Annotated in this window: 23 protein-coding genes and 2 riboswitches; of the genes, 10 read left to right on the top strand and 13 right to left on the bottom strand. The window is 68.2% G+C overall.

Annotated features, from left to right (window positions below; all coding sequences use genetic code 11):
• The first annotated feature begins 4 nt into the window (after nucleotides 1–4).
• The 4 genes from ACKY0X_RS02090 to ACKY0X_RS02075 all read left to right on the top strand — a co-directional run bounded on the left by ACKY0X_RS02090 (nucleotide 5) and on the right by ACKY0X_RS02075 (nucleotide 6,187).
• Nucleotides 5–808, top strand: a complete 804-nt coding sequence (locus ACKY0X_RS02090; RefSeq protein ID WP_409429469.1) for an exodeoxyribonuclease III — start codon at nucleotides 5–7, stop codon at nucleotides 806–808.
• 107 nt (nucleotides 809–915) lie between these two features.
• The gene (locus tag ACKY0X_RS02085; RefSeq protein ID WP_065041519.1) at nucleotides 916–1,404 is read left to right on the top strand and encodes a hypothetical protein; all 489 of its coding nucleotides are present in this window, start codon (nucleotides 916–918) and stop codon (nucleotides 1,402–1,404) included.
• An 11-nt stretch (nucleotides 1,405–1,415) separates the two neighbouring features.
• A complete protein-coding gene (locus ACKY0X_RS02080; RefSeq protein WP_409428119.1) occupies nucleotides 1,416–5,915 on the top strand; it encodes an HAD-IC family P-type ATPase in 4,500 nt (1,499 codons plus the stop codon).
• The gene (locus ACKY0X_RS02075; RefSeq protein ID WP_024440124.1) at nucleotides 5,912–6,187 is read left to right on the top strand and encodes a hypothetical protein; all 276 of its coding nucleotides are present in this window, start codon (nucleotides 5,912–5,914) and stop codon (nucleotides 6,185–6,187) included. Before ACKY0X_RS02080 ends, ACKY0X_RS02075 begins: the two co-directional genes overlap by 4 nt.
• A gap of 12 nt (nucleotides 6,188–6,199) precedes the next feature.
• Here the strand turns inward: ACKY0X_RS02075 and ACKY0X_RS02070 are convergent, their stop codons facing one another.
• From ACKY0X_RS02070 to ACKY0X_RS02060, 3 genes are all read right to left on the bottom strand, one after another.
• Complete coding sequence (locus tag ACKY0X_RS02070; RefSeq protein ID WP_409428118.1) at nucleotides 6,200–6,394, bottom strand: Rv1535 family protein; 195 nt, start codon at nucleotides 6,392–6,394, stop codon at nucleotides 6,200–6,202.
• A 241-nt stretch (nucleotides 6,395–6,635) separates the two neighbouring features.
• Nucleotides 6,636–6,804, bottom strand: a riboswitch (M-box (ykoK) riboswitch).
• 205 nt (nucleotides 6,805–7,009) lie between these two features.
• Entirely contained in the window at nucleotides 7,010–7,435 is a 426-nt protein-coding gene (locus ACKY0X_RS02065; protein WP_409428117.1) for a DoxX family protein, read from the bottom strand.
• Nucleotides 7,436–7,671: 236 nt separating this feature from the next.
• Nucleotides 7,672–9,438, bottom strand: coding sequence for an MFS transporter (locus tag ACKY0X_RS02060; protein WP_409428116.1), 1,767 nt, complete (start codon nucleotides 9,436–9,438; stop codon nucleotides 7,672–7,674).
• A gap of 147 nt (nucleotides 9,439–9,585) precedes the next feature.
• Nucleotides 9,586–9,690: riboswitch (TPP riboswitch) on the top strand.
• Here ACKY0X_RS02060 and thiC point away from each other — a divergent pair.
• The 4 genes from thiC (at nucleotide 9,685) to ACKY0X_RS02040 (ending at nucleotide 14,678) form a co-directional block, all read left to right on the top strand.
• Nucleotides 9,685–11,328, top strand: a complete 1,644-nt coding sequence (gene thiC, locus ACKY0X_RS02055; RefSeq protein ID WP_409428115.1) for a phosphomethylpyrimidine synthase ThiC — start codon at nucleotides 9,685–9,687, stop codon at nucleotides 11,326–11,328. (Overlaps the previous riboswitch by 6 nt.)
• Before the next feature lie 56 nt (nucleotides 11,329–11,384).
• The gene (gene thiD, locus ACKY0X_RS02050) at nucleotides 11,385–12,224 is read left to right on the top strand and encodes a bifunctional hydroxymethylpyrimidine kinase/phosphomethylpyrimidine kinase (RefSeq protein ID WP_409429780.1); all 840 of its coding nucleotides are present in this window, start codon (nucleotides 11,385–11,387) and stop codon (nucleotides 12,222–12,224) included.
• Nucleotides 12,221–12,847 carry an alpha/beta family hydrolase gene (locus ACKY0X_RS02045; RefSeq protein WP_409428114.1) on the top strand — a complete coding sequence of 209 codons (627 nt, stop codon included), beginning with the start codon at nucleotides 12,221–12,223 and terminating at the stop codon, nucleotides 12,845–12,847. Before thiD ends, ACKY0X_RS02045 begins: the two co-directional genes overlap by 4 nt.
• Before the next feature lie 181 nt (nucleotides 12,848–13,028).
• A complete protein-coding gene (locus tag ACKY0X_RS02040) occupies nucleotides 13,029–14,678 on the top strand; it encodes a hypothetical protein (protein WP_409428113.1) in 1,650 nt (549 codons plus the stop codon).
• A 61-nt stretch (nucleotides 14,679–14,739) separates the two neighbouring features.
• Here the strand turns inward: ACKY0X_RS02040 and ACKY0X_RS02035 are convergent, their stop codons facing one another.
• Both ACKY0X_RS02035 and ACKY0X_RS02030 read right to left on the bottom strand, forming a co-directional pair.
• Nucleotides 14,740–15,741 (bottom strand): beta-ketoacyl-ACP synthase III, encoded by a 1,002-nt coding sequence (locus ACKY0X_RS02035; RefSeq protein ID WP_409428112.1) that lies wholly within the window; start codon nucleotides 15,739–15,741, stop codon nucleotides 14,740–14,742.
• A gap of 93 nt (nucleotides 15,742–15,834) precedes the next feature.
• Complete coding sequence (locus ACKY0X_RS02030; RefSeq protein ID WP_409428111.1) at nucleotides 15,835–16,014, bottom strand: hypothetical protein; 180 nt, start codon at nucleotides 16,012–16,014, stop codon at nucleotides 15,835–15,837.
• A 107-nt stretch (nucleotides 16,015–16,121) separates the two neighbouring features.
• Between ACKY0X_RS02030 and ACKY0X_RS02025 the strand changes: the two genes are divergently transcribed.
• Entirely contained in the window at nucleotides 16,122–17,606 is a 1,485-nt protein-coding gene (locus ACKY0X_RS02025; RefSeq protein WP_409428110.1) for a flavin-containing monooxygenase, read from the top strand.
• Between the two features lie 139 nt (nucleotides 17,607–17,745).
• Here ACKY0X_RS02025 and ACKY0X_RS02020 read toward each other — a convergent pair whose 3' ends face one another.
• The 7 genes from ACKY0X_RS02020 to thiO all read right to left on the bottom strand — a co-directional run bounded on the left by ACKY0X_RS02020 (nucleotide 17,746) and on the right by thiO (nucleotide 25,057).
• Nucleotides 17,746–19,035, bottom strand: a complete 1,290-nt coding sequence (locus ACKY0X_RS02020; protein ID WP_409428109.1) for a TetR/AcrR family transcriptional regulator — start codon at nucleotides 19,033–19,035, stop codon at nucleotides 17,746–17,748.
• Between the two features lie 124 nt (nucleotides 19,036–19,159).
• Nucleotides 19,160–20,617 carry a M28 family peptidase gene (locus ACKY0X_RS02015; protein WP_409428108.1) on the bottom strand — a complete coding sequence of 486 codons (1,458 nt, stop codon included), beginning with the start codon at nucleotides 20,615–20,617 and terminating at the stop codon, nucleotides 19,160–19,162.
• Complete coding sequence (locus ACKY0X_RS02010) at nucleotides 20,614–22,113, bottom strand: M28 family metallopeptidase (protein ID WP_409428107.1); 1,500 nt, start codon at nucleotides 22,111–22,113, stop codon at nucleotides 20,614–20,616. The genes ACKY0X_RS02015 and ACKY0X_RS02010 overlap by 4 nt, the downstream gene beginning before the upstream one ends.
• 36 nt (nucleotides 22,114–22,149) lie before the next feature.
• Complete coding sequence (locus tag ACKY0X_RS02005; RefSeq protein WP_409428106.1) at nucleotides 22,150–22,908, bottom strand: SGNH/GDSL hydrolase family protein; 759 nt, start codon at nucleotides 22,906–22,908, stop codon at nucleotides 22,150–22,152.
• Nucleotides 22,909–22,921: 13 nt separating this feature from the next.
• Nucleotides 22,922–23,683, bottom strand: a complete 762-nt coding sequence (locus tag ACKY0X_RS02000) for a thiazole synthase (RefSeq protein ID WP_082108451.1) — start codon at nucleotides 23,681–23,683, stop codon at nucleotides 22,922–22,924.
• On the bottom strand, nucleotides 23,676–23,873 hold the full coding sequence (gene thiS / locus ACKY0X_RS01995; protein WP_046286680.1) for a sulfur carrier protein ThiS: 198 nt from the start codon (nucleotides 23,871–23,873) through the stop codon (nucleotides 23,676–23,678). Before thiS ends, ACKY0X_RS02000 begins: the two co-directional genes overlap by 8 nt.
• Nucleotides 23,870–25,057, bottom strand: a complete 1,188-nt coding sequence (thiO, locus tag ACKY0X_RS01990) for a glycine oxidase ThiO (protein WP_409428105.1) — start codon at nucleotides 25,055–25,057, stop codon at nucleotides 23,870–23,872. The genes thiS and thiO overlap by 4 nt, the downstream gene beginning before the upstream one ends.
• A gap of 61 nt (nucleotides 25,058–25,118) precedes the next feature.
• On the opposite strand from thiO, the gene thiE reads away from it, so the two are divergent.
• Nucleotides 25,119–25,805: a thiamine phosphate synthase gene (thiE, locus tag ACKY0X_RS01985; protein ID WP_409428104.1), complete on the top strand. Its 687-nt coding sequence runs from the start codon at nucleotides 25,119–25,121 to the stop codon at nucleotides 25,803–25,805.
• Nucleotides 25,806–25,881: 76 nt separating this feature from the next.
• Here the strand turns inward: thiE and ACKY0X_RS01980 are convergent, their stop codons facing one another.
• On the bottom strand, nucleotides 25,882–26,343 hold the full coding sequence (locus ACKY0X_RS01980; protein WP_409428103.1) for an NUDIX hydrolase: 462 nt from the start codon (nucleotides 26,341–26,343) through the stop codon (nucleotides 25,882–25,884).
• Nucleotides 26,344–26,423 lie beyond the last annotated feature (80 nt).

Genomic DNA, 26,423 nt, shown 5'->3' with positions numbered 1-26,423 from the left:
TGCTCTGCGACTGGCCACCTGGAACGTCAACTCCATCCGCTCTCGGGTGGACCGGGTGACCGACTGGCTGGCGCGCGCCGAAGTCGACGTGCTGGCCATGCAGGAGACCAAGTGCACCGACGCCCAGTTTCCGGCGCTGCCGTTTCACGAATTGGGCTACGAGGTCGCCCATGTCGGGCTGAACCAGTGGAACGGCGTGGCGATCGCCTCGCGGGTCGGCCTGGACGACATCGAGGTCGGGTTTCCCGGCCAGCCGGCGTGGGCCAAGGCCGACGCCGATCCCGCCGTGGAGGCGCGCGCGCTGGGCGCTACCTGCGGCGGGGTGCGGATCTGGAGCCTGTATGTGCCCAATGGTCGCGCCCTGAACGACCCGCACTACACCTACAAGCTGGATTGGCTTGCGGCGCTGCGCGATACCGCCGAAGGGTGGTTGCGTGACGATCCGTCGGCGCCGATCGCGCTGGTGGGCGACTGGAACATCGCTCCCCAGGACGACGACGTGTGGAGCATGGAGTTCTTCGAGGGCGCGACGCACGTCTCGCAACCGGAGCGCTTGGCCTTCCAGGCGATGGCCGACGCGCAGTTCCTCGACGTGGTGCGGCCCTTTACACCCGGCCCCGGCGTCTACACCTACTGGGACTACACCCAGCTGCGGTTCCCGAAGAAGCAGGGCATGCGCATCGACTTCATCCTGGGCTCTCCCGCGCTGGCGACTCGCGTCGCGCACGCCGAGATCGTCCGCGAGGAACGCAAGGGCAAGTCACCGAGTGACCACGCGCCGGTGCTGGTCGAGATCCGCCGGGACTGATTCACCCGCAGTTCTATGAATTCGGTGTGGATTTCGGACCGATCTCGAAATCACGCATAAGATAGGCGGATTATCCAATTTGCTCATTTGAAGGGCAGGGAATTCCCATGAACGCCGTCGCAGGGACGGTAAGAAAGGTGGCCGGAGCGGCGAACCGCGCGGTCACCATGACAACTGAGGCAGCCGGAGCGATCGGCGGGGCCGCAGTCAACGGGGTAATCGGCGGCGTCAAAGGGGCGGCCGGCGGCGTGCAGCGTGGGCTGCGCACCGGCAGCCACTCGACTCCCGCGGCCGCGCTGACCCTGGGTGCCCTCGGCGTGACCGGACTGGTCGAGTGGCCCGTGCTGGTCGCGGTGGGCGGCACCGCACTGGTGCTCAAGCAACTGACCAGCCGGTCCGATGACAGCAAGGCGCCGGCCAAGGCCCCCGCTGCGTCGGTGCGGCCGCTCAAGGCGGCGCCGCCGGCGAAGGCGACCAAGCCGGTGAAGTCGGCGAGCTCGTCGACGTCGTCGCGTCGCAGCGCGCAGCCGAAGAAGACGGCGGCACGCCAGTCACGCAGCGGCGCCAGCAGCACCCGCACCCGTACCCGCCACTAGTCGGGTACCGAGTGAATTTAGACTCTCCGCTGCGTGCCGTCCGCCGCTCATGGCCGCTGCGCGCAGCGAATTTCGGTGTCCAACTGACCTCAGCGCTGATCGATGCCTCAGTCCAGACCGCTGCCGGGGTAGCCGGCGCGGTTCTGCCGAACGGCGACGGGGGCCCGGTGCTGTCCCGCCGCTGCTTCCGCGGTGAGGGACGGGCCTGGGTCGAGATCCGTGGCCTCGACGGCCCCGCGGCTGACGAGCTGGCGACCGCCGTCCTAGACGCTGCCCGCGCACTGCCCGGGGTGATCTCGGTCCGCCTGAACCACCCACTGTCGCGCCTGGTGGTCGGGCTCGACTCAGCCGCCGCCGACGTCGTCTCTGTCCGCGACCTGTGCCAGGTGGTGGCCGACATCGAAAGCCAGTACCGCACGGATCGGATTCGGGCGGAATCCCACGGTCATGCCCCCGTGAGCCTGCCCGGCGATGGGATGACAGAGACGCTGCGCGCCTTGACTGTCGGGGCCAACATCGTCGGCTTGGGCGCGGCGACGGTGGGCCGATTGCTGCGCCTGCCGGGCCTGCCGCTCGGCCTGGAAGCCGGCGTCGTCGTCATCGACTACCAGCCTCGAGTGCGCCGACTGCTGGAGGACCGCATCGGCAAGCAGGCAACCGATGCGCTGCTGGCACTGGCCAGCGCCGGCGTGCACACCCTCAACACCGCGCCGACCACGCTGGCGGTGGACTTGTCGGTGGAGGCGATGCGCGCCGGGGAAGAACGCGCCGAGGCACGGGCCTGGCGCCGTCACGAGCCGGAGCTCGCCCAGCACGCCGATCATCCGCCGGTGACCGTTCCGGAGCGGCCGGCGCCACGACCGCCGGGTCCGGTGGAGCGCCACCTGACCCGCAGCGCCTGGGCGCAAGTCGTCGGCGCCGGGGTGATCGGCGCCGCGACCCGGAATCCGGATCTGGCCGGCACGGCCGCCGCGGTGACCGCACCGAAGGCCACCCGCACCGCCCGCGAATCGTTCGCCGCCACCCTGGGCCGCGGTCTGGCCGATCAGCACGGCACGGTGGTGCTGCGGCCGGGCAGCCTGCGTGAGCTCGACCGCGTCGACACCGTGATCATCGATCCGCGCGTGCTGTGCGGTGAGGCGTTGCGCGTGATGCAGGTGCGCGGCGCCGACGACGACGAACTGCGCGCCGTGTGGGCGCAGGCCCAGGCTCGACTGGCCGACGCCGACCTCACACCGGGATGGCACCGCATCGGGCCGCGCTCCGGTGTGCAGGCGTCGTTCCAGCCCGCGCTCCTACCGCTGGCCGCCGCGGTGGTGACCGAGGCGCGCCGCGCCGACGTCGAGGTGGTCTCGGTGGAGGCCGATGCACTCGGAGAGCTGCGGCCGGTCTTCGACGAGATCCGGCCCCTGGACGGTGTCCCGGTAGACCAGGCGCTCGCCGCCGCGGTCACCGCCTATCAGGCCGAAGGCCATGACGTCGCGGTGCTGTCCGCGGTTGCCGTCGACGCGCTGGCCGCGGCCGACGTCGCGCTGGGCATGCTGGGACAGGGCGTCCCGCCCTGGTGCGCCGATGTCTTGCTGACCGACCTGGCTGCCGCGTGGCGGGTGCTGCATGCCTTGCCGGCCGCCCGCTCCGCCAGCCACCGTGGCGTCGAGATCGCTACCGGCGCTACCGCGTTGGGCTCACTGCTGATGCTGCCCGGGGTCCGTGGCAGCGGGCCGGGCCCCGTGACCACGGGCGCGGCGGCCGGCGCACTGTCGGGGTACTGGCTGGCGCGCCGTGCCGTGGATGCCGCGGTACCTCGACCGGCCGCGGTGCACGAGTGGCACGCGATGTCGGTCGACCAGGTGCGGGCGGTGTTGCCGCCGCCGGAGTCCGAAGAGCCGACCACGACCCACCATGCGCCGGCCGCGGCGGCTGCGCTGGCGGCGGTGGATCTGGCCCGCCGCGGGGCGCAGGCAACCGCGCCGCCGCGCTTACTGCGGCAATTCGCCCAGGCCGTGCGCAGTGAGCTTTCCGACCCGATCACGCCGGTGCTGGCACTGGGGGCCGCGGCCAGCGCGGTCCTGGGTTCACCCGTCGACGCGATCCTGGTCGGTTCGGTGCTGGGCGGCAACGCGATGCTGGCCGCCGCACAGCGACTCATCGCCGAGCGCCGGCTCAGCGTGCTGCTGAACGAACAGATTCCGCCGGCACGCAAGGTCCTGCCCGACGGCAGTCACTGCGAAATCCCGGCCGAGGAGCTGCTTCCCGGCGATGTGATCGAGGTGCATGCCCATGAGGTGGTGCCCGCCGACGGGCGGCTGATCGAAGCGATCGATCTGGAGGTCGACGAGTCGTCGTTGACCGGTGAGTCGCTGACGGTGGTCAAGCAGGTTGAGGCCACCCCGGGCGCCGATCTGGCCGACCGCGAATGCATGGTCTACGCCGGGACCACCGTGGTGACCGGGACCGCGGTGGCGCTGGTGACCGCCACCGGCGGCGACACCCACGGGCGCCGGGCGGCCGAACTGGTGGCCGGCGACCAGTCCGCGATCGGGTTGCAGCATCAGCTGAGCCTGCTCACCAGTAAGGCCTGGCGGATCAGCCTGGCCGGTGGTGCACTGGTGACCGGCCTGGGCATGGCCCGCCGGACCGGGTTGCGTCAGGCGGTGGCCAGCGGGATCGCGGTCAGCGTCGCGGCCATCCCCGAGGGGCTTCCTTTGGTGGCCACCCTGTCCCAGCAGTCTTCGGCCCGGCGGTTGACCAAGGCCGGGGTGCTGGTGCGGGTGCCACGTTCAGTGGAGGCCCTCGGCCGCGTCGACGTGGTCTGCTTCGACAAGACCGGCACCCTGAGCAAGAACCGGCTTCGGGTGTCGCAAGTGCACCCGGCAGCCGGTTTTACCGACCACGACGTGCTGCGCTTCGCCGCAAGCGCGGCGCCGGTGTCCAACGGCACCCGCCAGGTGCACGCCACCGACACCGCCATCGTGGAGGGCGCTGACGCGGCCGGCGCGTCGGCGCCGGCCGGGCTTGCCGCGCACCTGCCGTTCCGCTCCGGGCGCCCGTTCTCGGCGTCGATACGGGGAACCGAACTGACCCTCAAGGGCGCCCCGGAGATGGTGCTGGCGTGCACCGGGGCCGGCCCAGCCGTCAGGCAGTCGGTGGCCGCCTTGGCCGGCGACGGCCTGCGAGTGATCGCGGTGGCCCGCCGGGAGCTGACTTCCGCGCAACTCACCGCGCTGGGCGAGGACCCCGAACCCGAGGAGATCGCCGAGTTCTGCCGCGAGGGACTGACATTCGTCGGTCTGCTCGGGTTGTCCGACACCCCGCGCGACGAGGCGGCCGAGCTGCTCGCCGATCTCAAGCGTCGCCAGATCCCGGTGCGGCTCATCACCGGCGACCACCCGTTGACCGCCACCGCAATCGCCCGGGAGCTGGGCCTGGAGGTCGACAGCGACCAGGTGATCAGTGGTGCGCAGTGGGATGCGTTGTCCCGCAAGGGCCAAGAACAAGCGGTAGCCGATCGGGTGGTGTTCGCCCGGATGTCTCCGGAGAACAAGGTGCAGATCGTCCAGACCCTGGAGCGCACCGGCAAGGTGTCGGCGATGGTCGGCGACGGCGCCAACGACGCCGCGGCGATCCGGGCCGCCACGGTCGGGATCGCGGTGGTGGCGCACGGCAGCGAATCGGCCAGCACCGCTGCCGACGTGGTGCTGCTCGACGAGCGGGTCGACACCCTTCTCGATGCGCTGGACGAAGGCCGCGAGCTGTGGCAGCGGGTGCAGGCCGCGGTGGCGGTGCTGCTGGGCGGCAACGCCGGCGAGGTGGCATTCGCGATCATCGGGAGCGCGCTGACGGGGCGCTCGCCGCTGAACGCGCGCCAGCTGCTGCTGGTCAACATGCTGACCGACGCGCTGCCGGCCACCGCGCTGGCGGTCAGTTCGCTCAACGAGCAGGCCGCCGCCGGTGGGCACGGTCCCGACGAGCGCGCGCTGTGGCGCACGGTGGCCGTGCGCGGCGTGACGACGGCGTCGGCCGCGGTGGGGGCCTGGGGGCTGGCTTCGGTCACCGGGCGCCAGCAGCGGGCCTCGACAGTGGCGTTGGTGTCGCTGGTCGCTACTCAGCTGGGGCAGACGCTGCTGGATTCGCGCGATCCGCTGGTGGTGGCGACCGCTGTCGGCTCGCTGGGCGTGATGGGGACGTTGATCACCATCCCCGGTATCAGCCAGCTGCTGGGCTGCACGCCGATCGGGCCGCTGGGCTGGGCCCAGGCCCTGGGTACGGCGACGGTGGCCACCGTCGGCGCAGCCGTGGTGCCGCGACTGTTGTCGGGGTCGCAGGACGACACGGCCAAGCCGAAGGAGTTCATCGTTCCCGGGCCGCGCCAACCGGGCCGCCCACAGGCATCATCCAACGGTCACCCGGCGCCGCGGTTGCGCCTTGTGCACAATGGGGACACTGACTCTCGCCGCGGAACGGTCGCGGCTCGATCATCCGGCGACCCGTCGCCACCAGGAGGCTCATGATGGCGGACAAGCCGCGGCGCAGCGCATCTCAGCGAGAGGCAGTTGCCCACATTCGCGAGGCAGAGGGATTCGCCGTTGAATTGCCGCTGTTCGGCAAGGTGACGGTGCCGCGGCCTGAGCAATTGGCCTATTACGGCGGGTTGGCGCTGCTGGCGGCTTTCGAGATCATCGACTGGCCGGTGGCCGTGGCGGTGGCTGCCGGCCACATTCTGGCCAGCAACCACCGCAGCGAGGTTCTCGAACAGCTCGGCGAGGCTCTAGAAGACGTCTAGACGCCGCCTGCCTCAGTCGCTGACGGTCAGCACTCCGACGCGCCACAGGAGTGCGTACATCTGGTGCAGCGGACCACTGAGCAACCGGCTGGTCATGTCGACCAGCGGGTCCGAGGTAGGTGCGGCAGGACGGCGGTCCAGCTTCTTCGGCGCGCTGATGGTACGCGGGGCCGGAGCCGTGATGTCGGTGTAGGCGATTGCAACCATGATGGCCTCCTAGTCGCGTAACGGTGCTACGCGCTCAGCTGGAGGCCGGAGTCGTGGCTCAGCTGGAGGCGGTATGCGACCGTTCGGATGGGGACGGAACAGATGTCGAATATCGGCTTGAATATCGGGATGGACTATCACCGGAACTCATTCGTCCCTCACCTCCTCTCGGTCGCGGGCGCGCAGAGGCGCGCCGGTTTCACCGCATGCTTAGGAGGGCAGCTCCGACGACTGTCGGGAGACCGCACCCCTCTCGTCAGAGCTTTGGCACTGCACGGCGTGTCCCTATTCAGGAAGCCACTTGGGCTCAACCCTTAAGCCGGGAGGAGCTGTCCTGACCCGGGGCGTCTTTCGACGTTCGGGGTCAGTGGCCTATGTCCGTGCAGACGCCTCACCTAACGAGGTGCTTGCAGGCTCCATAGTGCCTCACCGATGGGGTGCGGTCAACTCGACCCCATTCAGGTGTGTCGAGGGTCTCTGACGTGCAGCAATGCCACCAAACCCCCCGCGCACGAGTTGTCACACCCGTCACTTTGGTATCAGATCGAGACCGCGACGGCCCGGTTCTGCAACCGACGCGCAGAACCGGGCCGTTGGGCTTCACGGAGTTTCGAGTCAGCCGGCCAGCGACGCGAACAACGGTCCCGTCAACTGCAGTCCAGTGCTGGCACCGGCGGTGACAAAGAAGCCGAACAACGCCAGGGCGCCGCCGGCCAGCGACACGTCCTTGTTGAAGTGGATCTGCTCGCCGGCCTTGGCCTCCGGGTCCCGCTCGTTCCAGAACGGATGCATGAGGAACGCGGTGGGCAACAGGAAGACCGCCAACATCAGTGCGCCGAGATCCGCCCAAGCGCCCACGATCACCAAGGCCGCGCCGGTAAGCATCCAGGCGCCCGAGCCCAGCACCGCCAGCTTGCCCGGCTTGATGCCCTTGCTCTCGGTAAACGCCGCCATCGCGGCGGTCTGGGTGAAGTGCCCCAGCGCTCCGCCGACGAACACGGCACCGAACAGGATTCGGCCGATCAGTATCACGATGTCCATGACGGACCCCTCTCCCAAGTTTTGTAGTTGCGTAGTCAACTACATCAGAGCCTAGGGGCGCTCTCGTTGCATTGTCAACTAAATCTGTTTGGCGGCGCCTCATCGCAGGGACGTAGCCGATCCAGCGATAGGGATTCCGGCCAGGATTCCCGCGGCATCCAGGCAATGGCGACCACATCCGGTGGTTGTCGTCGAAACTAGTTGCGCGGACCCTGCGGCGCGGCGGTTGGCGGGTGTCAGTCCCTCAGCTTCAGCGGCTCGACGGCGTAGCGTCCCGGCGTCCGCCAGGACGCGAGCGCCCCGAGCAGCATCATGACCGCCGCAGCGGTAAAGACCACCGCGAGACCGGTATGGAACGGCCCGGAGATGAGCTGCGGGAAGAAGCTGTGTCCGGTCAGCGCCTCGGCGTCAACACCGGGCGCGGCCAACGCACCCGACGGCGCCAGCAGCTCGGCAATCGGGTTGTAGCCCAGGAACGCCGCGAACAGGCTGCCCACCGGTGGGGTGTTGGCCACCTGGTCGGCGACACCGGCAGAGACGCCCTGCTGCTGCAATCCGGCGCCCAGGGCCGCCGGCAAGGTGTTGGCCAGCCCGATCACCATCAGCGAGAAGAAGATTCCGATCGACAGTGACGTGCCCGCATTGAAGAACGTGGCCCGCACGCCCGACGCCGCACCACGCTGGTCGGCCGGGACACTGGACATGACCACGGCACTGTTGGGCGCGGCGAAGATCCCGCCGCCCAGGCCGTTGAGGAAGACCAGGGCCGCGAACACCCGGTAGTCGAAGTTCACCGGAAGCAGCACCAGCCCCACGAACGTCGCCGCCATCAGCACCATGCCGCCGACCGTGAACGGACGGGCGCCGCGGCGGTCCGACAACGAACCGGCCACCGGACCGGCCAACAGGAACCCGGCCGTCATGGGCAGCAGATAGATACCCGCCCACAACGGCGTCGATTCGTAGCTGTAGCCATGCAGCGGCAGCCAGATGCCCTGCAGCCAGATGATCAGCATGAACTGCATGCCGCCGCGCCCGATCGCCGACAGCAGGCCCGCCGCGTTGGCCATTCCGAACGCCGGAATCGTGAAGAGCCGCACGTCCAGCAGTGGCGCGGCAACCCGTAGCTCGATGAAACAGAACAGCACCAACAGCGCCACGCCGAGCCCCAGCGCACCCAGCACGGCCGGGCTGGCCCAGCTGGTCGGCGAAGATCCGTGCGGCTGAATGCTGTAAGTGATGGCGGTCAGCACCACGGTCAGGCCCAGACCAAGCGTCGCGGTGCCCGCCCAGTCCAGCTTCGCCTGAGCCCGTTCACCGAGTTCGTGCAGCGAGCGCACCGACCAAATGGTGCCCAGCACTCCGATCGGCACCCCGACCCAGAACACCGCCCGCCAGTCCCATTCGGACAGCACGCCGCCGATCAGCAGGCCAACAAAGGACCCGGCGACGGCGGCCACCTGGTTGACGCCCAGCGCCATGCCGCGCTGATTGGCCGGGAACGCGTCGGTGAGGATCGCTGACGACGACGCCATCAGCATCGCCCCGCCGACGCCCTGCACCACCCGCCACGCGATCAGCCACTGGGCACCGCGGCCCATGTCGAACGGATCGATCGACAGCGCGATCGCCGCCGCGGTGAACACCACAAAGCCCAGGTTGTAGATGCGCACCCTGCCGAACATGTCGCCAAGCCGGCCGAAGAACACCACCAGCACGGCCGACACCAGCAGATAGCCCATCAACATCCACAGCAGGTAGCTGACGTTCGCGGGCTCCAACGGGTTGAGGCCGATACCCCGGAAGATCGCCGGCATCGAGATCAGCACGATCGAGCCGTTGATGGTCGCCAGCAGGACACCCAGCGTGGTGTTGGACAGCGCGACCCACTTGTAGCGGGGGTGGTCGCGGTCGTAGCGCAGCCGGCGGCGAGCGGTGGCAAATCCCTTCGAGGCGCCCGGGTCCTGGACGTCGGTGTTCACCTGCTCTATCTGCGCCGTCATGACTCTCCCAGCTAACTCTGTCCCGAGCGCATATGTTAGCTAAGCAAATGATCAGTTGCCTAATCCTTTTCCGGCCCCCGCAGCGCCTTACGCCGGCTGCTGCGCTGCGATAGCGTGGCAGTGCACGAATCGCCAGTACAGAAATCGCAAGAACCGCGGGAGCGCAGCCTGTGCGCTGAGAGGACGGCCGGGGCCGTCGACCGTACGAACCTGACCGGGTCATGCCGGCAAGGGAGAGGAAGAACTATGACTGACGTTGCAGTGGAGCCGCAGGTCACCACCGGGCCCATCCCCTACAGCGAGAAGGCCTACCGCGAGATCGAAGCTCCCGGCGGCGTCACGATGAAGGTGCCGTTCCGGCGCATCAACCTGACCACCGGTGAGCACTTCGACGTCTACGACACCTCCGGTCCCTACACCGACGCCAATGCCGAGATCGACTTGCACCGCGGCCTGCCGCCGCGGCCGGGGGTGGTGACCGATCGCGGCACCCAACTGCAGCGCGCCCAGGCCGGTGAGATCACCGCCGAGATGGCGTTCATCGCCGCCCGCGAAGGCGTTTCCGCGGAGCTGGTCCGCGACGAGGTCGCCCGCGGGCGGGCGGTGATCCCGGCCAACCACAACCACCCCGAGCTCGAGCCGATGATCATCGGCAAGGCGTTCAAGGTGAAGATCAACGCCAACATCGGCAACTCCGCGGTGACCAGTTCGATCGCCGAAGAGGTGGACAAGCTGGTGTGGGCGACCCGCTGGGGCGCCGACAACGTCATGGACCTGTCTACCGGCAAGGACATTCACGAGACGCGGGAGTGGATTCTGCGCAACTCGCCGGTGCCGATCGGGACCGTCCCGATCTACCAGGCGCTGGAGAAGGTCAACGGCGACCCGACCAAACTGACCTGGGAGCTGTACCGCGACACCGTGATCGAGCAGTGCGAGCAGGGCGTGGATTACATGACCGTGCACGCCGGGGTGCTGTTGCGGTATGTGCCGTTGACCGCCAAGCGAGTCACCGGCATCGTGTCGCGCGGTGGTTCGATCATGGCGGCTTGGTGTCTGTCACGGCATCAGGAGTCGTTCCTGTACACCAATTTTGAAGAACTGGCCGACATTCTGGCCAGCTACGACGTCACGTTCTCCCTCGGCGACGGGCTGCGGCCCGGTTCGATTGCGGACGCCAACGACGAAGCCCAGTTCGCCGAGCTGCGCACCCTGGGCGAGCTGACCAAGATCGCCAAATCTCGTGGTGCGCAGGTGATGATCGAGGGCCCGGGCCACGTCCCGATGCACAAGATCGTCGAGAACGTGCGGCTGGAAGAGGAATGGTGCGACGAGGCGCCGTTCTACACGCTGGGACCGCTGGCCACCGACATCGCGCCGGCCTACGACCACATCACTTCGGCGATCGGTGCGGCGATCATCGCCCAGGCCGGCACCGCGATGCTGTGCTACGTGACCCCCAAGGAGCACCTGGGGCTGCCCGACCGCAAGGACGTCAAGGACGGGGTGATCGCCTACAAGATCGCCGCACACGCCGCCGACCTGGCCAAGGGGCACCCCGGCGCCCAGGATCGCGACAACGCACTGTCCAAGGCACGCTTCGAGTTCCGCTGGTATGACCAGTTCGCGCTGTCGCTAGACCCGGACACCGCACGCGAATACCACGACGAGACGCTGCCCGCCGAGCCGGCGAAGTCCGCGCACTTCTGCTCGATGTGCGGCCCGAAGTTCTGCTCGATGCGGATCAGCCACGACGTGCGCGACTACGCCAACGAGCACGGCCTGCAGACCCAGGACGACATCGACGCCGCCATCCAGAAGGGTATGGACGAGAAGTCAGCCGAGTTCGCCGACCACGGCAACCGGGTGTACCTGCCCATCACGTCCTAGTGGTGATCGCAAGCGCGGCGGAGCCGGGCGAAGCGGGTCGCCACTCATCCAGCACCGTGGGTTTCCTGCCACTGGCCCCGCCGGGGGCGACGCCGCTGCGGGTACTGACCGTTGCAGGGTCAGACTCCGGCGGCGGCGCGGGCATTCAGGCCGACATGCGCACGTGCGCGCTGCTCGGCGTGCACGCCTGCGTCGCGGTTACCGCTGTGACGGTGCAGAACACCGTGGGAGTCAAGAGCTTTCATGAGGTTCCCGCCGACACTGTCGCCGCCCAGATCACGGCGGTGGTGCCCGACATCGGGATCCAGGCCGCCAAGACCGGGATGCTGGCGTCGGCGCAGATCATCACCGCGGTGGCCGCGACATGGCGTGAACTCGGCCTGACGATCCCTTTGGTGGTCGATCCGGTGTCGGCCTCCATGCACGGCGACGCACTGCTGGCGTCATCGGCGCTGGACGCGCTGCGCGACAGTCTTTTTCCGCTCGCAACCCTGGTAACCCCGAACCTGCACGAAGTACGGCTGCTAGTCGGTATCGATGTGGTCGACGCCGAGTCCCAGCGTGCGGCCGCACGCGCGCTGCATGCGTTGGGTCCACAGTGGGCACTGGTCAAGGGCGGGCATCTGCCGTCGGCGGAGCACAGCCCGGACCTGCTCTACGACGGCAAGGATTTTCTGGAGTTCCCCGGGCCACGGGTGGCCACCGGCGACGACCACGGCGCCGGAGACACGCTCGCGGCGGCCTCGGCGGCCGCACTGGCCCACGGGTTGTCCGTTCCGGACGCGGTGGCGTTCGCCAAGCGCTGGGTGACCGAGTGCCTGCGTGCCGCCTACCCACTGGGCCACGGCCACGGCCCCGTCTCGCCATTGTTCCGGTTGAGACCCGGCGCCTCGTGAGCCTGGAGGAGATAGCCGGTTTGGCCGGGCTAGCCCACCGCCCGGACCGCATCCCCGCCGGCGTGGTGTTGCTGACTCACGGGGCCGGCGGAGATCGCGATTCACCGATGCTGCAACGGCTTTGCGACGAATGGTCGCGTCGCGGATTCCTGGCGATCCGCTACAACCTGCCGTTCCGGCGGCGCCGCCCCAAGGGGCCACCGTCGGGGTCGGGCACCGGCGACCGGGAGGGCATCACCGAGGCGATCGAGTATGCCCGCGACCTGGCCGAAGGTCCGCTGATCGTCGGCGGGCACTCCTACGGCGGCCGGCAGACCTCGATGGTGGTGGCGGCCGGCGACGCTGCGGTCGACCTGCTGACCCTGTTTTCCTATCCGCTGCACCCGCCGGGGAAACCCGAGCGCACCCGCACCGAGCACCTGCCCCAGATCGGCGTGCCGACGGTGTTCACGCACGGCAGCTCGGACAGCTTCGGCACGGGCGCCGAGATTCGCGCTGCCGCCGGGCTGATTCCCGCGCCGCATGAGGTCGTCGAGATCACCGGCGCCCGTCACGATCTGGCGTCTAAGACGTTGGATGTGCCGGTATTGGCCGTCGACGCGGCGCTGCGACTGCTGGGCTGAACCCGCGAACCCCTGCCACCGGCACGACAACGCTCGAGTGGCCTGAAGAGTGGGCCTCCGAAATCGAACGTCGCGAAAGTCTCTCAGATTCCTTATAAGTTACTTTCCAGTATGTTAATTTCGCCTCTGCGGTTCAAAATATGTATTTAAGTTTCCGGAACGACAGAAGGAAGGGTTCAGCATGCGACGTCACGTGGCATGGGCGGCAGGTTCCGCCGGCTGTGGGTTGCTGACCACGGTATTTCTTTCGACAGCCGTTGCTTTCGCCGATAGCGGAACCGGTAGCACAATCACCGATAACGCCTTCAGCATCGGCGGCTTCACCTTCGATCCCGGCGCCGACGGATACACGACGATCGGCCCACTGTCTCAGCTTTCGCCGCTGTTGGGTATCGGTGGCGCCTCGATCAGCAAGGCTCTGACCTCAGCCGGGCTGGCCCGGCAGGAGTTCGACGTATACGGCAAGGACGGCAGCGCACTCGGCACCGTCAACACCAACGTCAACGTCCAGAACCTGTTGGGCATCGAAGCCGTGCAGCTGCGGGTCATCGCCGCCGACGGCGGCGCTGGCGCTGCGGGCCTGCCGCCGGTCGGGAGCGTCTACAGTGTCACCGACCTCGGTGGCGGTTTCCAGAACATCTACATTGCCACCCCGGGCGCCGACGGCGGCGAGGCCACCGTCACCGACGTGCTGGTGACACCGCTGGGCAACATGAACCTGGACTGGCTCTTCGCCGGTTATGACGCCACCCACGGGCTTAACCCCGGTGACGCCTTGGCCGGGCTGGGCGCCGGCACCGGCGAGTTCAGCGAGAATGCCTTCACCATCGACGGAGTGACGTTCGACCCCGGCGCGGCTGGGTTCGCCGACGCCAATGAGCTCTTTGGGATCGCACCGTTGATGAACCTCGGCGGCGGCATGGCCTCGTTCGGCACGATCCAGCTCCCGCTGTACACACAGAACTTCGACGTGTACGACGGCACCGACCTGGCCGGGACGGTGAAGACCAACGTCAACACCCTCAATCTGCTGGGCATCGAAGCCACCCAGTTCACCGTCGCCAGCAGCAAACTGGCCGATGGTGCCGACGCCGCTGACCTTCCGGTCAAGGGCGCCGTCTATTCCGTCGTCAATCTCGGTGGTGGCATCCAGAACATCTACACCGCGGTGCCCGGCGCCGACGGCGGCAAAGCCACGATCACCGACACCTTGGTGACGCCGTGGGGCAATATCGACCTGAGTTCGATGTTCGCGGGCTTCGACGCCAGCAAGCCCCTGGACCCGGGTGCGGCGCTGACAGGCCTCGACGGCGGTGCCGGGAATCTCGGCGAAAACGCCTTCACCATCGGCAATCTCACCTTCACGCCCGGCGACGACGGCTTCACCGCCATCAACCCGATGTTCACGGTTGCGCCGCTACTGTCGATCGGCGGCGGTGTGCTCTCCGGCGTGCCGCTGGCGCCCCAGGACCTCGAGGTGTACGGCGCCGACGGGAACCTGCTCGGATCGGTCGACACCGCGGTGAACGTCTCGAACCTGTTGGGCATGATCGAGACCACCCAATTCACCATCACCGGCGGCGAGTTCGAAGACGGCGTGACCGCCGGCCTGCCCGCAGACGGCACCGTCTACTCGGTGACCGACCTGTTCGGCTGGACGAACGTCTACCAGGCCATCCCCGGGGCCGACGGAGCTGCCGCGACCATCTCCGACATCCTGGTGACGCCGTTCGGCAACCTGGACCTGAGCTGGATGTTCGGCAACTTCGACGCCACGGCGGTGTTCAATCCGGGCGACATCCTGGCCGGTCTCGACCTCGGCGCGCTCTAGGCCGTCGGCAACATAAATCCCCGCCTGGCAACCACGGTCAGGTGGGGATTTGTGTTGCGGCTCAGGGCAGGACGACGACGCTGGCCGCGTAGCTCAGTCCGGACCCGTAACCCAGCAGCAGGGCCAGCTGACCGGACTTGGCGATGCCGGCCGACATCAGCTGCTCCATCGCCAGCGGGATGGACGCCGCGGAGGTGTTGCCGCTGTTCTCGATGTCATTGGCGATGACGACGTCGGAGCGCAGCTCAAGACTCTTGGCGATCAGCGCGTTGATCCGGCTGTTGGCCTGGTGCGGAATGAACACATCGATGTCGTGGGCGTCCAACCCGGCTGCGGCGATGGCACGTTTCCCGACGTCGCTCATTGCGTATGCTGCCCAACGGAATACCGTGCTGCCGTCCATGCGCAGGAAGGGACGCTGGCCGTCCGGCTGTTCGGTGTAACTGATCCAGTCGATGTCTTGGCGGATCGCGTCACAGTTCGAACCGTCACTGCCCCAGACCGTCGAGCCGATGCCATGCACCGGGGCCTCGCCGACGACAACCGCGCCGGCCCCATCGCCGAAGATGAAACAGTTCGAGCGGTCCTGCATGTCGATCGTCGGGGAGAGCACTTCAGATCCGATGACCAACGCGGTGTTGATGGTCCGGCCGCGAAGCAGATCGGCGGCTACCCCCAGCGCGTAGCCGAACCCCGCGCATCCGGTGGCCACGTCGAAGGCAGGCACGCCCTGCGCGCCGAGGGCGACCGCGACGGCGGGCGCACACGACGGGGTTTGGCGGAAGTTAGTGCTGGTCGCGACGATCACCGCATCCACCGCAGCGCCGTCGAGCCCGGCCTGGGACAGCGCGTTGCGGCCGGCCTCGATGGCCAAGCCCGCCACGGTGTCGGTCTCCCCGGCAAACCGGCGTGTCTTGATTCCGGTGCGGGATTGGATCCATTCGTCGGAGGAGTCGATGTGCAGGCAGATCTCGTCATTGGTAACCACCCGCGACGGGCGAGACGCGCCGACGCCGAGCAGACCGATCGGTCGGGTTGTCGCAGGATGGCGAATCTCGCTCAAGAAAACGTCTCTCGGTGGTAGGCCAACAGCTAACTAAAGCGTCTAACCATAACGTTCCTTGTGCGCCGGGGGCCGCCCCGCACGGCCGAGCCCTCAGCGGTCGTAGTCGTCGTCATCGGTGGGCACACCCCGGTGCTGCTCGACCACATCGGCGATGTTGGCATGGTCGTCGGCGGAGATCTCGGGGCCCGGCGTCTCGTCGTCGACCTCCAGCGCCGGGGCCGCCTGGCCCGCCAGGTCTGCGTCGCTGGCTTCAGTATCGCGGCTGGTCATGGCTGCCCTCCCGAAATCTCCGAACAGAGTGCAAGCCCCATTGTCTCCCATCCGCAGTGGGCCCGGGAGCTTCGCTGGTTACCGGTGAGTCAGGTACCTTAATTTTCATGAGTATGGAGCAGTTTGACGTCGTCATCGTGGGTGCGGGCTTCGGTGGCATGGGCGCAGCCATCGAGCTGAAGAAGCTCGGCTACGACGACATCGTGCTGCTCGACCGTGAAGCGGATCTAGGCGGAACGTGGCATGTCAATCACTATCCCGGCCTGGCAGTCGACATCCCGTCGACTACCTACGCGTACTGGTTCGAGCCGAATCCGTACTGGTCGCGGATGTTCGCACGCGGCGAGGAGATCAAGCGCTACGCCGAGCACGTCGCCGACAAGTACGACGTGCGCCGCCACATGCGGTTCAACACCACGGTCGCCGGTGCCCAGTGGGATGAGGACGCCGAGCGCTGGCTGGTGGCCCTGGGCGACGGGACGACGCTGAGCGCCCGATTCCTGATCACCGCCACCGGGTTCCTGTCCCAGCCGCGCAACCCGGACATCGCCGGGATCGACAGCTTCGCCGGCAAGGTGGTGCACACCGCCGCGTGGGATCACGACTACGACTTCACCGGCCGTCGGGTCGGGCAGATCGGCACCGGCGCAACCGCGGTGCAGCTGATTCCGGAGCTGGCCAAGACCGTCGCCGACCTGACCGTGTTTCAGCGCACCGCGATCTGGGTGGCGCCCAAGATCGACTTCCGGATCCCGGCGTGGCTGCAGAAGCTGTTCGCCCGGGTTCCGTTCACCCAGCGGGTGATGCGCTTCATCAGCGACTACCTGCTGGAATTCATGACGGTGACCGCGGTGTTGAACTACCCCGCATTCCGCCGGCTGTCGATTGCCGGAATGGACGCGTGCAAGATGCACCGGTTCGCCCAGATCCGCGATAAGGAACTGCGGGCCAAGCTGACCCCGACCTACGACATCGGCTGCAAGCGGCCCAGCTGGTCCAACGACTACTACCGCAGCTTCACCAAGCCGCATGTGCACCTGGAGACCACCGGCATCGAACGGATCGAGCCGGACGGCATCGTCACCGTCGATGGCCGCAAGACTGTGATCGACACCCTGGTGCTGGCCACCGGCTATGACCTGTGGGAGGCAAACTTCCCGGCGATCGAGATCGTCGGGCGGGACGGACGCAACCTGGGTAAGTGGTGGCGGGAGACCCGGTTCCAGGCTTACCAGGGCCTGTCGATGCCGCACTTCCCGAACTTCCTGAGCCTGGCCAGCCCGTACGCGTTCTCCGGCCTGTCGTTCTTCAACACCATGGAATACCAGATGCGGCACATGGGCCGGCTGTTCGGCGAGATGCGGCGGCGCAACGCGACGACGTTCGAGGTCACCGAGGCCGCCAACACCCGGTTCCTGGACGCCATGACCAAAAGGCTGGACCACACGGTGTTCTACGCCGGGGACTGCACGACGTCGCGGTCCTACTACTACAACCCCAGCGGCGAAGCGACCCTGCTGCGGCCCACCACGGTGCGCAATGCGGTGCGCGACGGCTCGCATTTCCCGCTGGAGGACTACGAAATCGCCTGATTTATCAGGCGGTTCAGCGAGGCTCGACGCAGGAGAGGCGAAGCTGGGACCGCCTCACAAGCCAGGCGGTTCAGCGAGGCTCGACGCAGGAGAGGCGAAGCTGGGACCGCCTCACAAGCCAGGCGATTTCGTAGTCTCCTCAGTTGTCCTTGACCCCGGCGAACACAATGGACTCCATCAGGCGACGCAAGCAGGCCTGCGCATAACCGGGTCCCCCGGCCAGAAAGCCAGCACCCGGTATCTCGCCGCCTCGGGCAACCCGCCCCAAGTCGTCCACGAGTGCCGCCAAGGCGTGCACCAAGAACTTGGCGTGCATCGCGTCCAGGTCCGGCCTGATCGCCATCAGCGGTCGGGCCCAGGTTTCGATGAACGCGCGCTCGGAATCACGCAGCAGTTCGCGTTCCGCCGGCGCCAAGTTCACCCGCTCGGTGTCATAGACCGATGCCAACTCGGGATTGGCGAACACCGTAGCCACATACGCCTCGATCAACCGGCGCAGTGCCTCGTCCGGCTCGGCGAAGACACCGGCGATAGCCGCCATCTCCCCGGCTATCCGGTCCACAGCGCGCTGCAACCCCGTCGTCAAGATGTCGCTCTTGCTCGAGAAGTAGCGGTACACGCCGGACGCCGGCACACCCACGGCGTCGGCGATCTCGGTGACGCCGGTCTCGGCATATCCTTGCTTGCCGAACAGCAGGACCGCCGAGTTCAACAGCGCCTCATAGGGTCCGGCGTCCGGCGTGAAGATACGCCACACCGAGGGCCTATTGACGCCGATGTCGTCGGTTCCGGGTAGCTGCGCGGTGACCACCGATCGTGACGCGTCGATGAGCAACGGCTTGATCTCGTCGTCCGGGAGCTGCAGCCGGTGTCCGATGATGCTGCCGGCAACACTGACCAGCGCTACCGTCAGCGTCCACTGCTCCAAGGAGTTCAATTCGGGACGCATGACACTGATCGGCCGTTTCAGGCGCGCACCGACGGTGTGCATCTGCGCCATGAGCTTGGCCTGGTCTTCCGACTGCAGGTAGCGAGCCTGCCACCGGAACAGCCCACTGGCCTCGCGGTTGAGGATCGACGACGTGATGAGCCCGTCGACGACCTGGTCCAACACCGCCGGCGCGTTGCTGTGTACCTCAGCATCGGACAACTCATCGACAAAAGCAGTCGAGTCGACCAGCTGCTGGCCGAGCGAGCCGACGACAACCGAGAACATCTCGTACTTGCTGGGATAGTGCCGGTACAGCGCCGGCGCGGAAATCCCGACCTTGGAAGCGATCGCCTCCATGCTGGTCGCGTGGTAGCCCTGGGCACTGAAGGTTTCCGCGGCAGCACGCGTGATCTGCGCCTTGCGGTCCTTGGGGCGCCGCTTTATGCGGGCACCGTTGCGTCCGACAGGGTCGTTCGTGGCACCAAGCGAGGTCACCACCCCCGATCAACTCAGGCCAGCTCTGTCACGTGCACAGCATTACTAACACAGCTGGGTAAACGGGCTACAGCGGATTCAATATAGAGCCCGCCCGTACTTGTACGGATGCCCGCCCAATGCGGGACTACGGCCCCAGCGGAGCCCGGTGACGCTTATCGCGCGCCGGGACTCCATTGGGACCGCCGATGGACTGCGCATAGTTTGCCACTGCGAACGCCACCGCGGCACCGGTTAGCGCCAATGCGTGCTGATTGATCTGTGCGACCGTGTCACCGGGGCCGTGGTAGTTCGGGTCGAACGCCGCTCCAGGCTTTCCACCCCACAGTCGGGCCTGAGCAGTGGTCTTGAGTTGGGAAGCACCGGTGGTGATGCCCCCGATAGGCACCCCGGCCACCACGAACGGGCTGTAGTCGGTGTCGCTGCTGAGCGGCATATCGGCGGGTCGCACGCCCACCAGGTTGAGGTAGCCGGCCAGGGTGCGCTCGATACCGCCCGATCCCACCGGCACGTCCGCGGGGGTGATGTCACGGCTCGGCAGCGCGGACTGGTCTCCGTCATAGGTGAAGAAACCCGGATTCGGAGAGGCGAGCATGTCGAAGTTCAGGTACAGGGCGATGTCGTTGAGCTGGTCGCGGTCGAGTCCGAAGACGTAGTCGCTGGAACCACCGAGCTGTTGTTCCTCGGCACCCCAGAAAGCGAACCGGACCGCGTTGGCCACCGCCGGCTCCGGACCGAGCTGCAGCGCGGTCTCCAACACCGCGGCCACCCCCGAGCCGTTGTCGTTGATACCGGGGCTGCCGGGCGCACTGTCGAGGTGTGCGCCAACCATCACGACCTCATGCGGCGAACCGGTTTTCGTCTGCGCCAAGATATTCCGCGAGGTGACCTTCGCGGTGTGGCCGTCCAGGACCAGCCGCACCGTCCCGGTCGTGCGCCGCAACGCGTTGTCGCCGTCGCGTCCGGCCACCGCGACCGGCATGGTGAGTTGGTCGTAGTACTCCGGAGGGAACAACCCGGCGGGCGCTCCGTTGCGGCTCGGCAGGCTCACCACGACCAGCGCGGCGGCGCCACGCTCGGCGGCCACGTTCTGTTTCACCACCACCGAGCAGCCGGCGTCGCTGACCACGGCGATCCCCCCACGGGGCACCTTCGGCGGGTAGTCGGCCGCTGCGCAGCCCGACGACCGCGTCGGACGGACCACCGGACCGCTGACCCCGCCGGTCGGTGTGCGCACCAGCAGCGAGGCCTGATCGACCGGGTAGCCAACCCCGGCCACGGTCAGCGTGGGCTTGCCGGCCGAGACGGTGTCCAACCTGATCAGCTCGGGTGTCTCCACCTCGAAACCCTTGTCGCGCAGGGCGTTGGCCACATAGTCGGCACTGGCGTCAAACCCCGGCGTGCCGTCGGCCCGATTCCGTTGGTGAGTGTCGGCAATCTCCTGCAGTCGCTGCAGATGCGTAAGCATCCCCGCGACGGTGACCTGGGTCGCCAGCCGATTCGACAGCGGCGGCTGCACGGGCTCCGGCGAGCAGCCCGCCAGTACGCCGACAGCGGCCAGCAGGGCTCCCGCCGGACGGATCATGGCTGGGTCAGGATGTGGCGGGTGCGGTCGTCGCGCACCGGGACCCCGTTGCGGCCACTGAGATCCTGGGCATACAGCCCGACGGAATAGGGCACTCCTCCGCCGTTGATTGCCAGTTCGTCTCGGTCGATGTTCTCGATGGTGTCGCCCTTTTGGTGATAGTTCGGGTCGAACGGCTCGTCGGCGGCGCCACCCCACAGCTTGGCCTCCTCGGGCGACTTCTTCACCTCCGCACCGGAGAACAACCCGCCGGACGGGATACCGGCCTGGGTGAACCCGTCGTAGTCGGAGCGGCCGTCGAACGAAGTGTCGCGCGGCTCCTTGCCGGCCGACTTGAGGTAGCCGACCATGGTCCGCTCGATGCCGGCCGAACCTTCCGGCACCACCGGCTGGCCGCGCTTGTCCGCCGGCAACGACTGGTCGCCGTCGTAGGTGAAATAGCCGGGATTCGGCGAACCCAGCATGTCGAAGTTCAGGTACAGCGCGATGTTCTTGAGCTGCTCCTCATCGAGCGACTCGACGTACTTCCGTGAGCCGATCAGCCCGAGCTCCTCGGCGCCCCAGAAACCGAACCGCACCGAGTTACGCACCTGGGGCGAATCTCCCAACTGCAAAGCGGTTTCCAGCACCGCGGCAACACCGGAGCCGTTGTCGTTGATACCCGGGCCTTCCGGAACGCTGTCCAGGTGGGCTCCGAGCATGACCACGTTCTCGGTCGATCCGCTCTTGGTCTGCGCGATCACATTGCGTGACGGGATGTTGTCGGTGTGCGCGTCGAGCTTGACCGTCATCGCCCCGTGTCCGTCGCGCAGCATCGCGCCGTCTGCCTTGGTCACGCTCACGACCGGAACCTTGACCTCGGTCTGCTCGCCGAGGGTGCCGCCCATCTTCGGTTCGTCGACGCTGTCGGCCACCACCATTGCCACCGCGCCCAGTTCGACGGCGACGGCCATCTTCTCCTTGAACGGGCAGGTGCCGCGGTCGACCAGTACGACGGCGTCTTTGACCGTGAGCCCGTCGTAGTCCTCGGCGCTGCAGCCGGGGCTGTCGTCGGCCGGCGCCGCGACCAGCGGGCCGGTGACGCCCTCGGGTGGGGTGCCGAGGCTGTACATCAGCGCGCGAGCTTCGACCGTCTTGTCGCCGAGATGCACCGAGCCCGGCTCGGATTTGAACACCCGCGCGGTGAACTCCGGGGTCTGGACGTCGAAGCCGTGGTCCCGCAGGGTGCTGGCCACGTACTCGACGCTGGCGTCGTAGCCCGGGGTGCCGATGGCACGAGTGCCGTTGTTGGCGTCGGCGATGTCCTGCAGCTTCTGCAGGTGGGCCATCATGGCGTCGACGGTGACCTTGTCGCGCAGGCTGCTGGCGAATTCAGCGGCCGCGGCGGGATCTGCTCCCTGCTCGGTGTTTTCCGGGGTGCGGCTGCAGCCGGCGCTGAACAGCGCACCGACCAGCACGGCGCCGAGGGCAGGGATCAACTTCGACTTGTAGTCCACCGACCCCACGTTAGTGGGTAGGCAACCGATGCGAAGTCAGGCCCGGCCGCCCCACTGCACGGCGACCAACTCGGCGACCGCGGCCATACCGGCGGCGTTGGGGTGAAAGGGCCATGGCCGCCACGGCAGCGGCAGGCCCGCTCCCACCGTCCAGGGCTGCGGCGACCAGGGATGGTGCTCCCGGCTGGCATCGCCGGCGCGGACGAGCTCACAGCCGGTGGCGGCGGCCGCCGCGGCGGTGTGGCGCTCCAACCCGTCGGCGACGTGACGGGCCAGGGTCACGACGTCCCGCGGTAACCGCCCGGCCCGGACCCCGGCCGGAGGTAGCAGGGTCAGATAGTCGACGAAAAACACCCGGGCCTGCGGTGCGCGGTCCCGCACCGCGGCGCCGACGGCCCGTAGCGCAGCTTCGACCTCGCCCAGTGCCTGCTCGCGCTGCCGAGGGTCCAGCAGTGCGGCGACGGCTGGCAGCCGCTGCAAGACACCCGGCAGCGTCGCGGCCATCAACAGCGGCACGTAGCCGACGTCGTTGCCGCCGATGGTGATGGTCACCAGGGATTCGGAACCGTCGAGGGCATCGATCTGCGGTAGCGCACCGTGTTGGCGTTCGCTCAGCAGGTGGGCGGTCGTAGCGCCGGAGAACGTGACGTCAACCAGATCGAGGTTCAGCGCATGGGCGACCAGGTGCGGGTAGTTGCGCGCCGAGCGCCCCGACGCCCGCGGAGCGCCTGCGACACGGGGCCGGATTCCGGGGCCGGCCGCCATCGAACTCCCCAGGGCGACATAGCGGTTCACGCCCGGCGACCTATCACAGGGCGGGGCTCGACGCCTGCGCCCAGAACCGCTTCGGGATTCGCCCGGCACGGCGCGCCAGATATCCAGCGGTGACCGCGGCCGCCATGGCCGCGGCCATCGCCGGCGGGTCGGCGGCCCGGGTCACCGCGGTGGCCAGCAGCACCGCATCGCAGCCCAGTTCCATTGCGAGCGCGGCATCGCTGGCGGTACCGATGCCGGCGTCGAGCACCACCGGCACCCCGGCGGCGGCGACGATCATCTCGATGCTGTGCGGGTTGGCGATGCCCAGTCCGGTGCCGATCGGCGAGCCCAGCGGCATCACGGCGGCGCATCCGGCGTCCTCGAGCCGGCGGGCCAGCACCGGGTCGTCGTTGGTGTAGGGCAGCACCACAAACCCGTCGTCGACCAATTGTTCGGCGGCCCGCACCAATTCAATGCCGTCGGGCAGCAGGGTGCGCTCGTCGCCGATCACTTCCAGCTTGACCCATTCGGTACCGAGTGCCTCACGCGCCAGCTGGGCGGTCAGCACCGCTTCGGCGGCACTGCGGCAGCCGGCGGTGTTGGGCAGCGGGGTGATGCCGAGCCGGCTCAGCAGATCCAGCATGCCGGTTCCGCCTTCGGCGTCGACGCGGCGCATCGCGACCGTGGTCAGCTCGGTGCCGGAAGCCACCAACGCCTCTTCCAGCGACGTCAGGCTTTGCGCCCCACCGGTTCCCATGATGAGCCGGGAGCTGAACTCCCGCCCGGCGATGGTCAGCTTCGCGTCGTCAACCACCTTGCACCGCCGTCACCACATCGAGACAGGCACCGTCGGACAACGCGGTGGCCCACCGCGATTTCGGCAGCACCGCCTGGTCCACCGCCACCGCGATACCGCGGTCGGGATAGCCCATCGAAGCGAGCAGCGTCGCGACCGTAGTCGCCTCAGCCACTTCGACCTGCTTCTGGTTGACATTGATGATCATTGCTGCACTCCAACCGGAAGTAGTTCGGACACAACATGTTCGGCGGTCCACGGCGCCAGCAGGAACCCATTGCGGCCATGCCCGGCAGCGACATAGGTCCGGTCGTCGAGACGATGCACCAGCGGCATGTTGTCCGGCGTCATCGGCCGCAGGCCCGCGGCGCATTCGGCCAGCTCGTACTCCCCCAGCGCCGGAACCAGCGCGCAGGCGTCGTCAAGCAGGTCACGCACCCCGGAGACCGCCGGCGCGGTGTCCCGGCCGTGCTCGTACTGGGTCGCCCCCACCACCACACCGTCGGGACGCGGCACCAGGTAGACCGCGCGACCGTGCACCCGGGCCCGGATCACCCGCCGCGGAGGCGGCAGGCAGCCTTTGCGCCAGCGCAGCCGCAACACCTCCCCCTTGACCGGCCGGATCGGCAAGCCGGGCCACAGCGCCGGGGCGTCGATGCCGTTGGCGATCACCACGGCATCGTCGGTAGCCACCTCGGCGAGATCCCCCACCGGCGGGGCCCAACTGACGCCGAGTTCCTCGCAAGCGTCAACCAGGGCGGTGACCACCGCGCGGTTGTCCACCGCCAATTCGGTAGGGGCCCGGAAGCCGTGCCGGATGTTGCCGGCCAGCAGGGGTTCGATGTCCCGGGCGGCGGACTCCCAGATCACCGGGTGGCCCTGCGCGGACAGCCAGTCGGCGACGGTGCGCAGGTCTGCGACGTCGGCGCGGTCGGCGGCCACCACCAGCGATTCGCGGGCCGTGACTACCTGAACCGGCAGCCCGTCGAGGAAGTCGTGCCACAACTCAAGGGAACGCAATCCCAGCCGCAGTTGCCGGTCTTCGCCCGGCCATCCCTCACTGTGCGGGGCCAGCATGCCACCGGCCACCCAGGAGGCGCCGGGTTGATACGGCGGTCCCAGCTTCGCCTCTCCTGCGTCGAGCCTCGCTGAACCGCCGGGTTGATACGGCGGTCCCAGCTTCGCCTCTCCTGCGTCGAGCCTGGCCGAACCGCCGGGTTGATACGGCGGTCCCAGCTTCGCCTCTCCTGCGTCGAGCCTGGCCGAACCGCCGGGTTCGCCGGTGCAGTGCACCCGCACCGTCCAGCCGGCCCGGGCGGCCTGCCGGGCCACCGACAGCCCGATGACGCCGCCGCCGATCACGGCCAGCGAACCGAGCGAGGGTCCGGGCATGTGCTGCTCCCTTCCACCTGCTCGCGTGTCAACACACCAAGCTAGCCGCTAGCGTCTCGGTGTGCACAAACGCTCCGACCGTCTCGCCCGACTCGCCGATGCCCGGCTCTACCTGTGCACCGATGCCCGCCGGGAACGCGGCGACCTGGCCGAGTTCGCCGACGCCGCGCTGGCCGGTGGCGTCGACATCATCCAACTGCGCGACAAGGGTTCTGCGGGCGAACAGCGGTTCGGTCCGCTGGAGGCCCGCGGCGAACTGGCGGCGTTGGAGATCCTGGCCGACGCCGCGCGACGGCACGGGGCACTGCTGGCGGTCAACGACCGCGCCGACATCGCCCGCGCCGCCGGCGCCGACGTGCTGCACCTGGGCCAAGACGACCTGCCGCTGCCGGCGGCGCGCGACGTCATCGGACCCGAGGTACTGATCGGCCGGTCGACCCATGACCGCGATCAGGTCAGCGCGGCCCTGGCCGAGCCGGTCGACTACTTCTGCACCGGGCCGTGCTGGCCCACCCCGACCAAGCCGGGCCGGACTGCGCCGGGGCTGGAACTGGTGCGATTCGCCGCCGACACGGGCCAGGCCAAGCCGTGGTTCGCCATTGGCGGCATCGATATCGAGCGGTTGCCGCAGGTGCTGCAGGCCGGCGCCAGCCGGGTGGTGGTGGTGCGCGCGATCACCGCTGCCGAGGATCCGCGGGCCGCGGCGGCGGCGCTGCGGGCCGGGTTAGGCGCCACCGGACCGGTGTAGCCGTCGAGTGTGCGTTTTGGTTGGCAAAACCGCGATTTCGGCGACCAAACCGCACACTCGACGGTTTGAGGACGCGTCAATAGCCGCGGAGCAACTCCCAGCTGGCGGCGAAACCCGGGTGCAGCGGCAGCTCGGCGACGTCGTGTTCGTCGACCCACCGCAATTCGGTGCTCTCCCCGTTGGGCACCACCGGCAGCAACTCCTCGGCGTCGGCGACCACGGTGGTGTAGGTCCAGCTGGTGCCGCTGGCCGACGCGGTCACCACGGCCGCGCGCACAACGATCCGATCGGCGGGCAGACCGGCTTCCTCCTGCGCCTCGCGGATCGCGGCCTCTTCAGCGGTCTCGTGGCTGTCGCGGGCACCACCGGGCAGCGCCCAAGTACCGCCCTGATGACTCCACCAGGCGCGATGTTGCAGCAGCACGGTGCGGGCGCCATCGGGGCGAGGAGCCCGCAGTAGCAGCCCAGCTGCACCGTGCCGGCCCCAGAAGCGGACGCCGGTATCGGAAAACGCCCACCCATCGCCGTCACCACGCACGCTTGGAAGCGTATCGGGACGGGCAAGGTCTCGGTTCTGGCGAGATCACGCGACGTTTTCGACAACAACCGGCGCGAGAG

This window comes from Mycobacterium sp. SMC-11 (assembly GCF_046250095.1).
Taxonomy (GTDB): Bacteria; Actinomycetota; Actinomycetes; order Mycobacteriales; family Mycobacteriaceae; genus Mycobacterium; species Mycobacterium heraklionense_A.
This window is presented reverse-complemented; position numbering and strand designations above follow the sequence as displayed.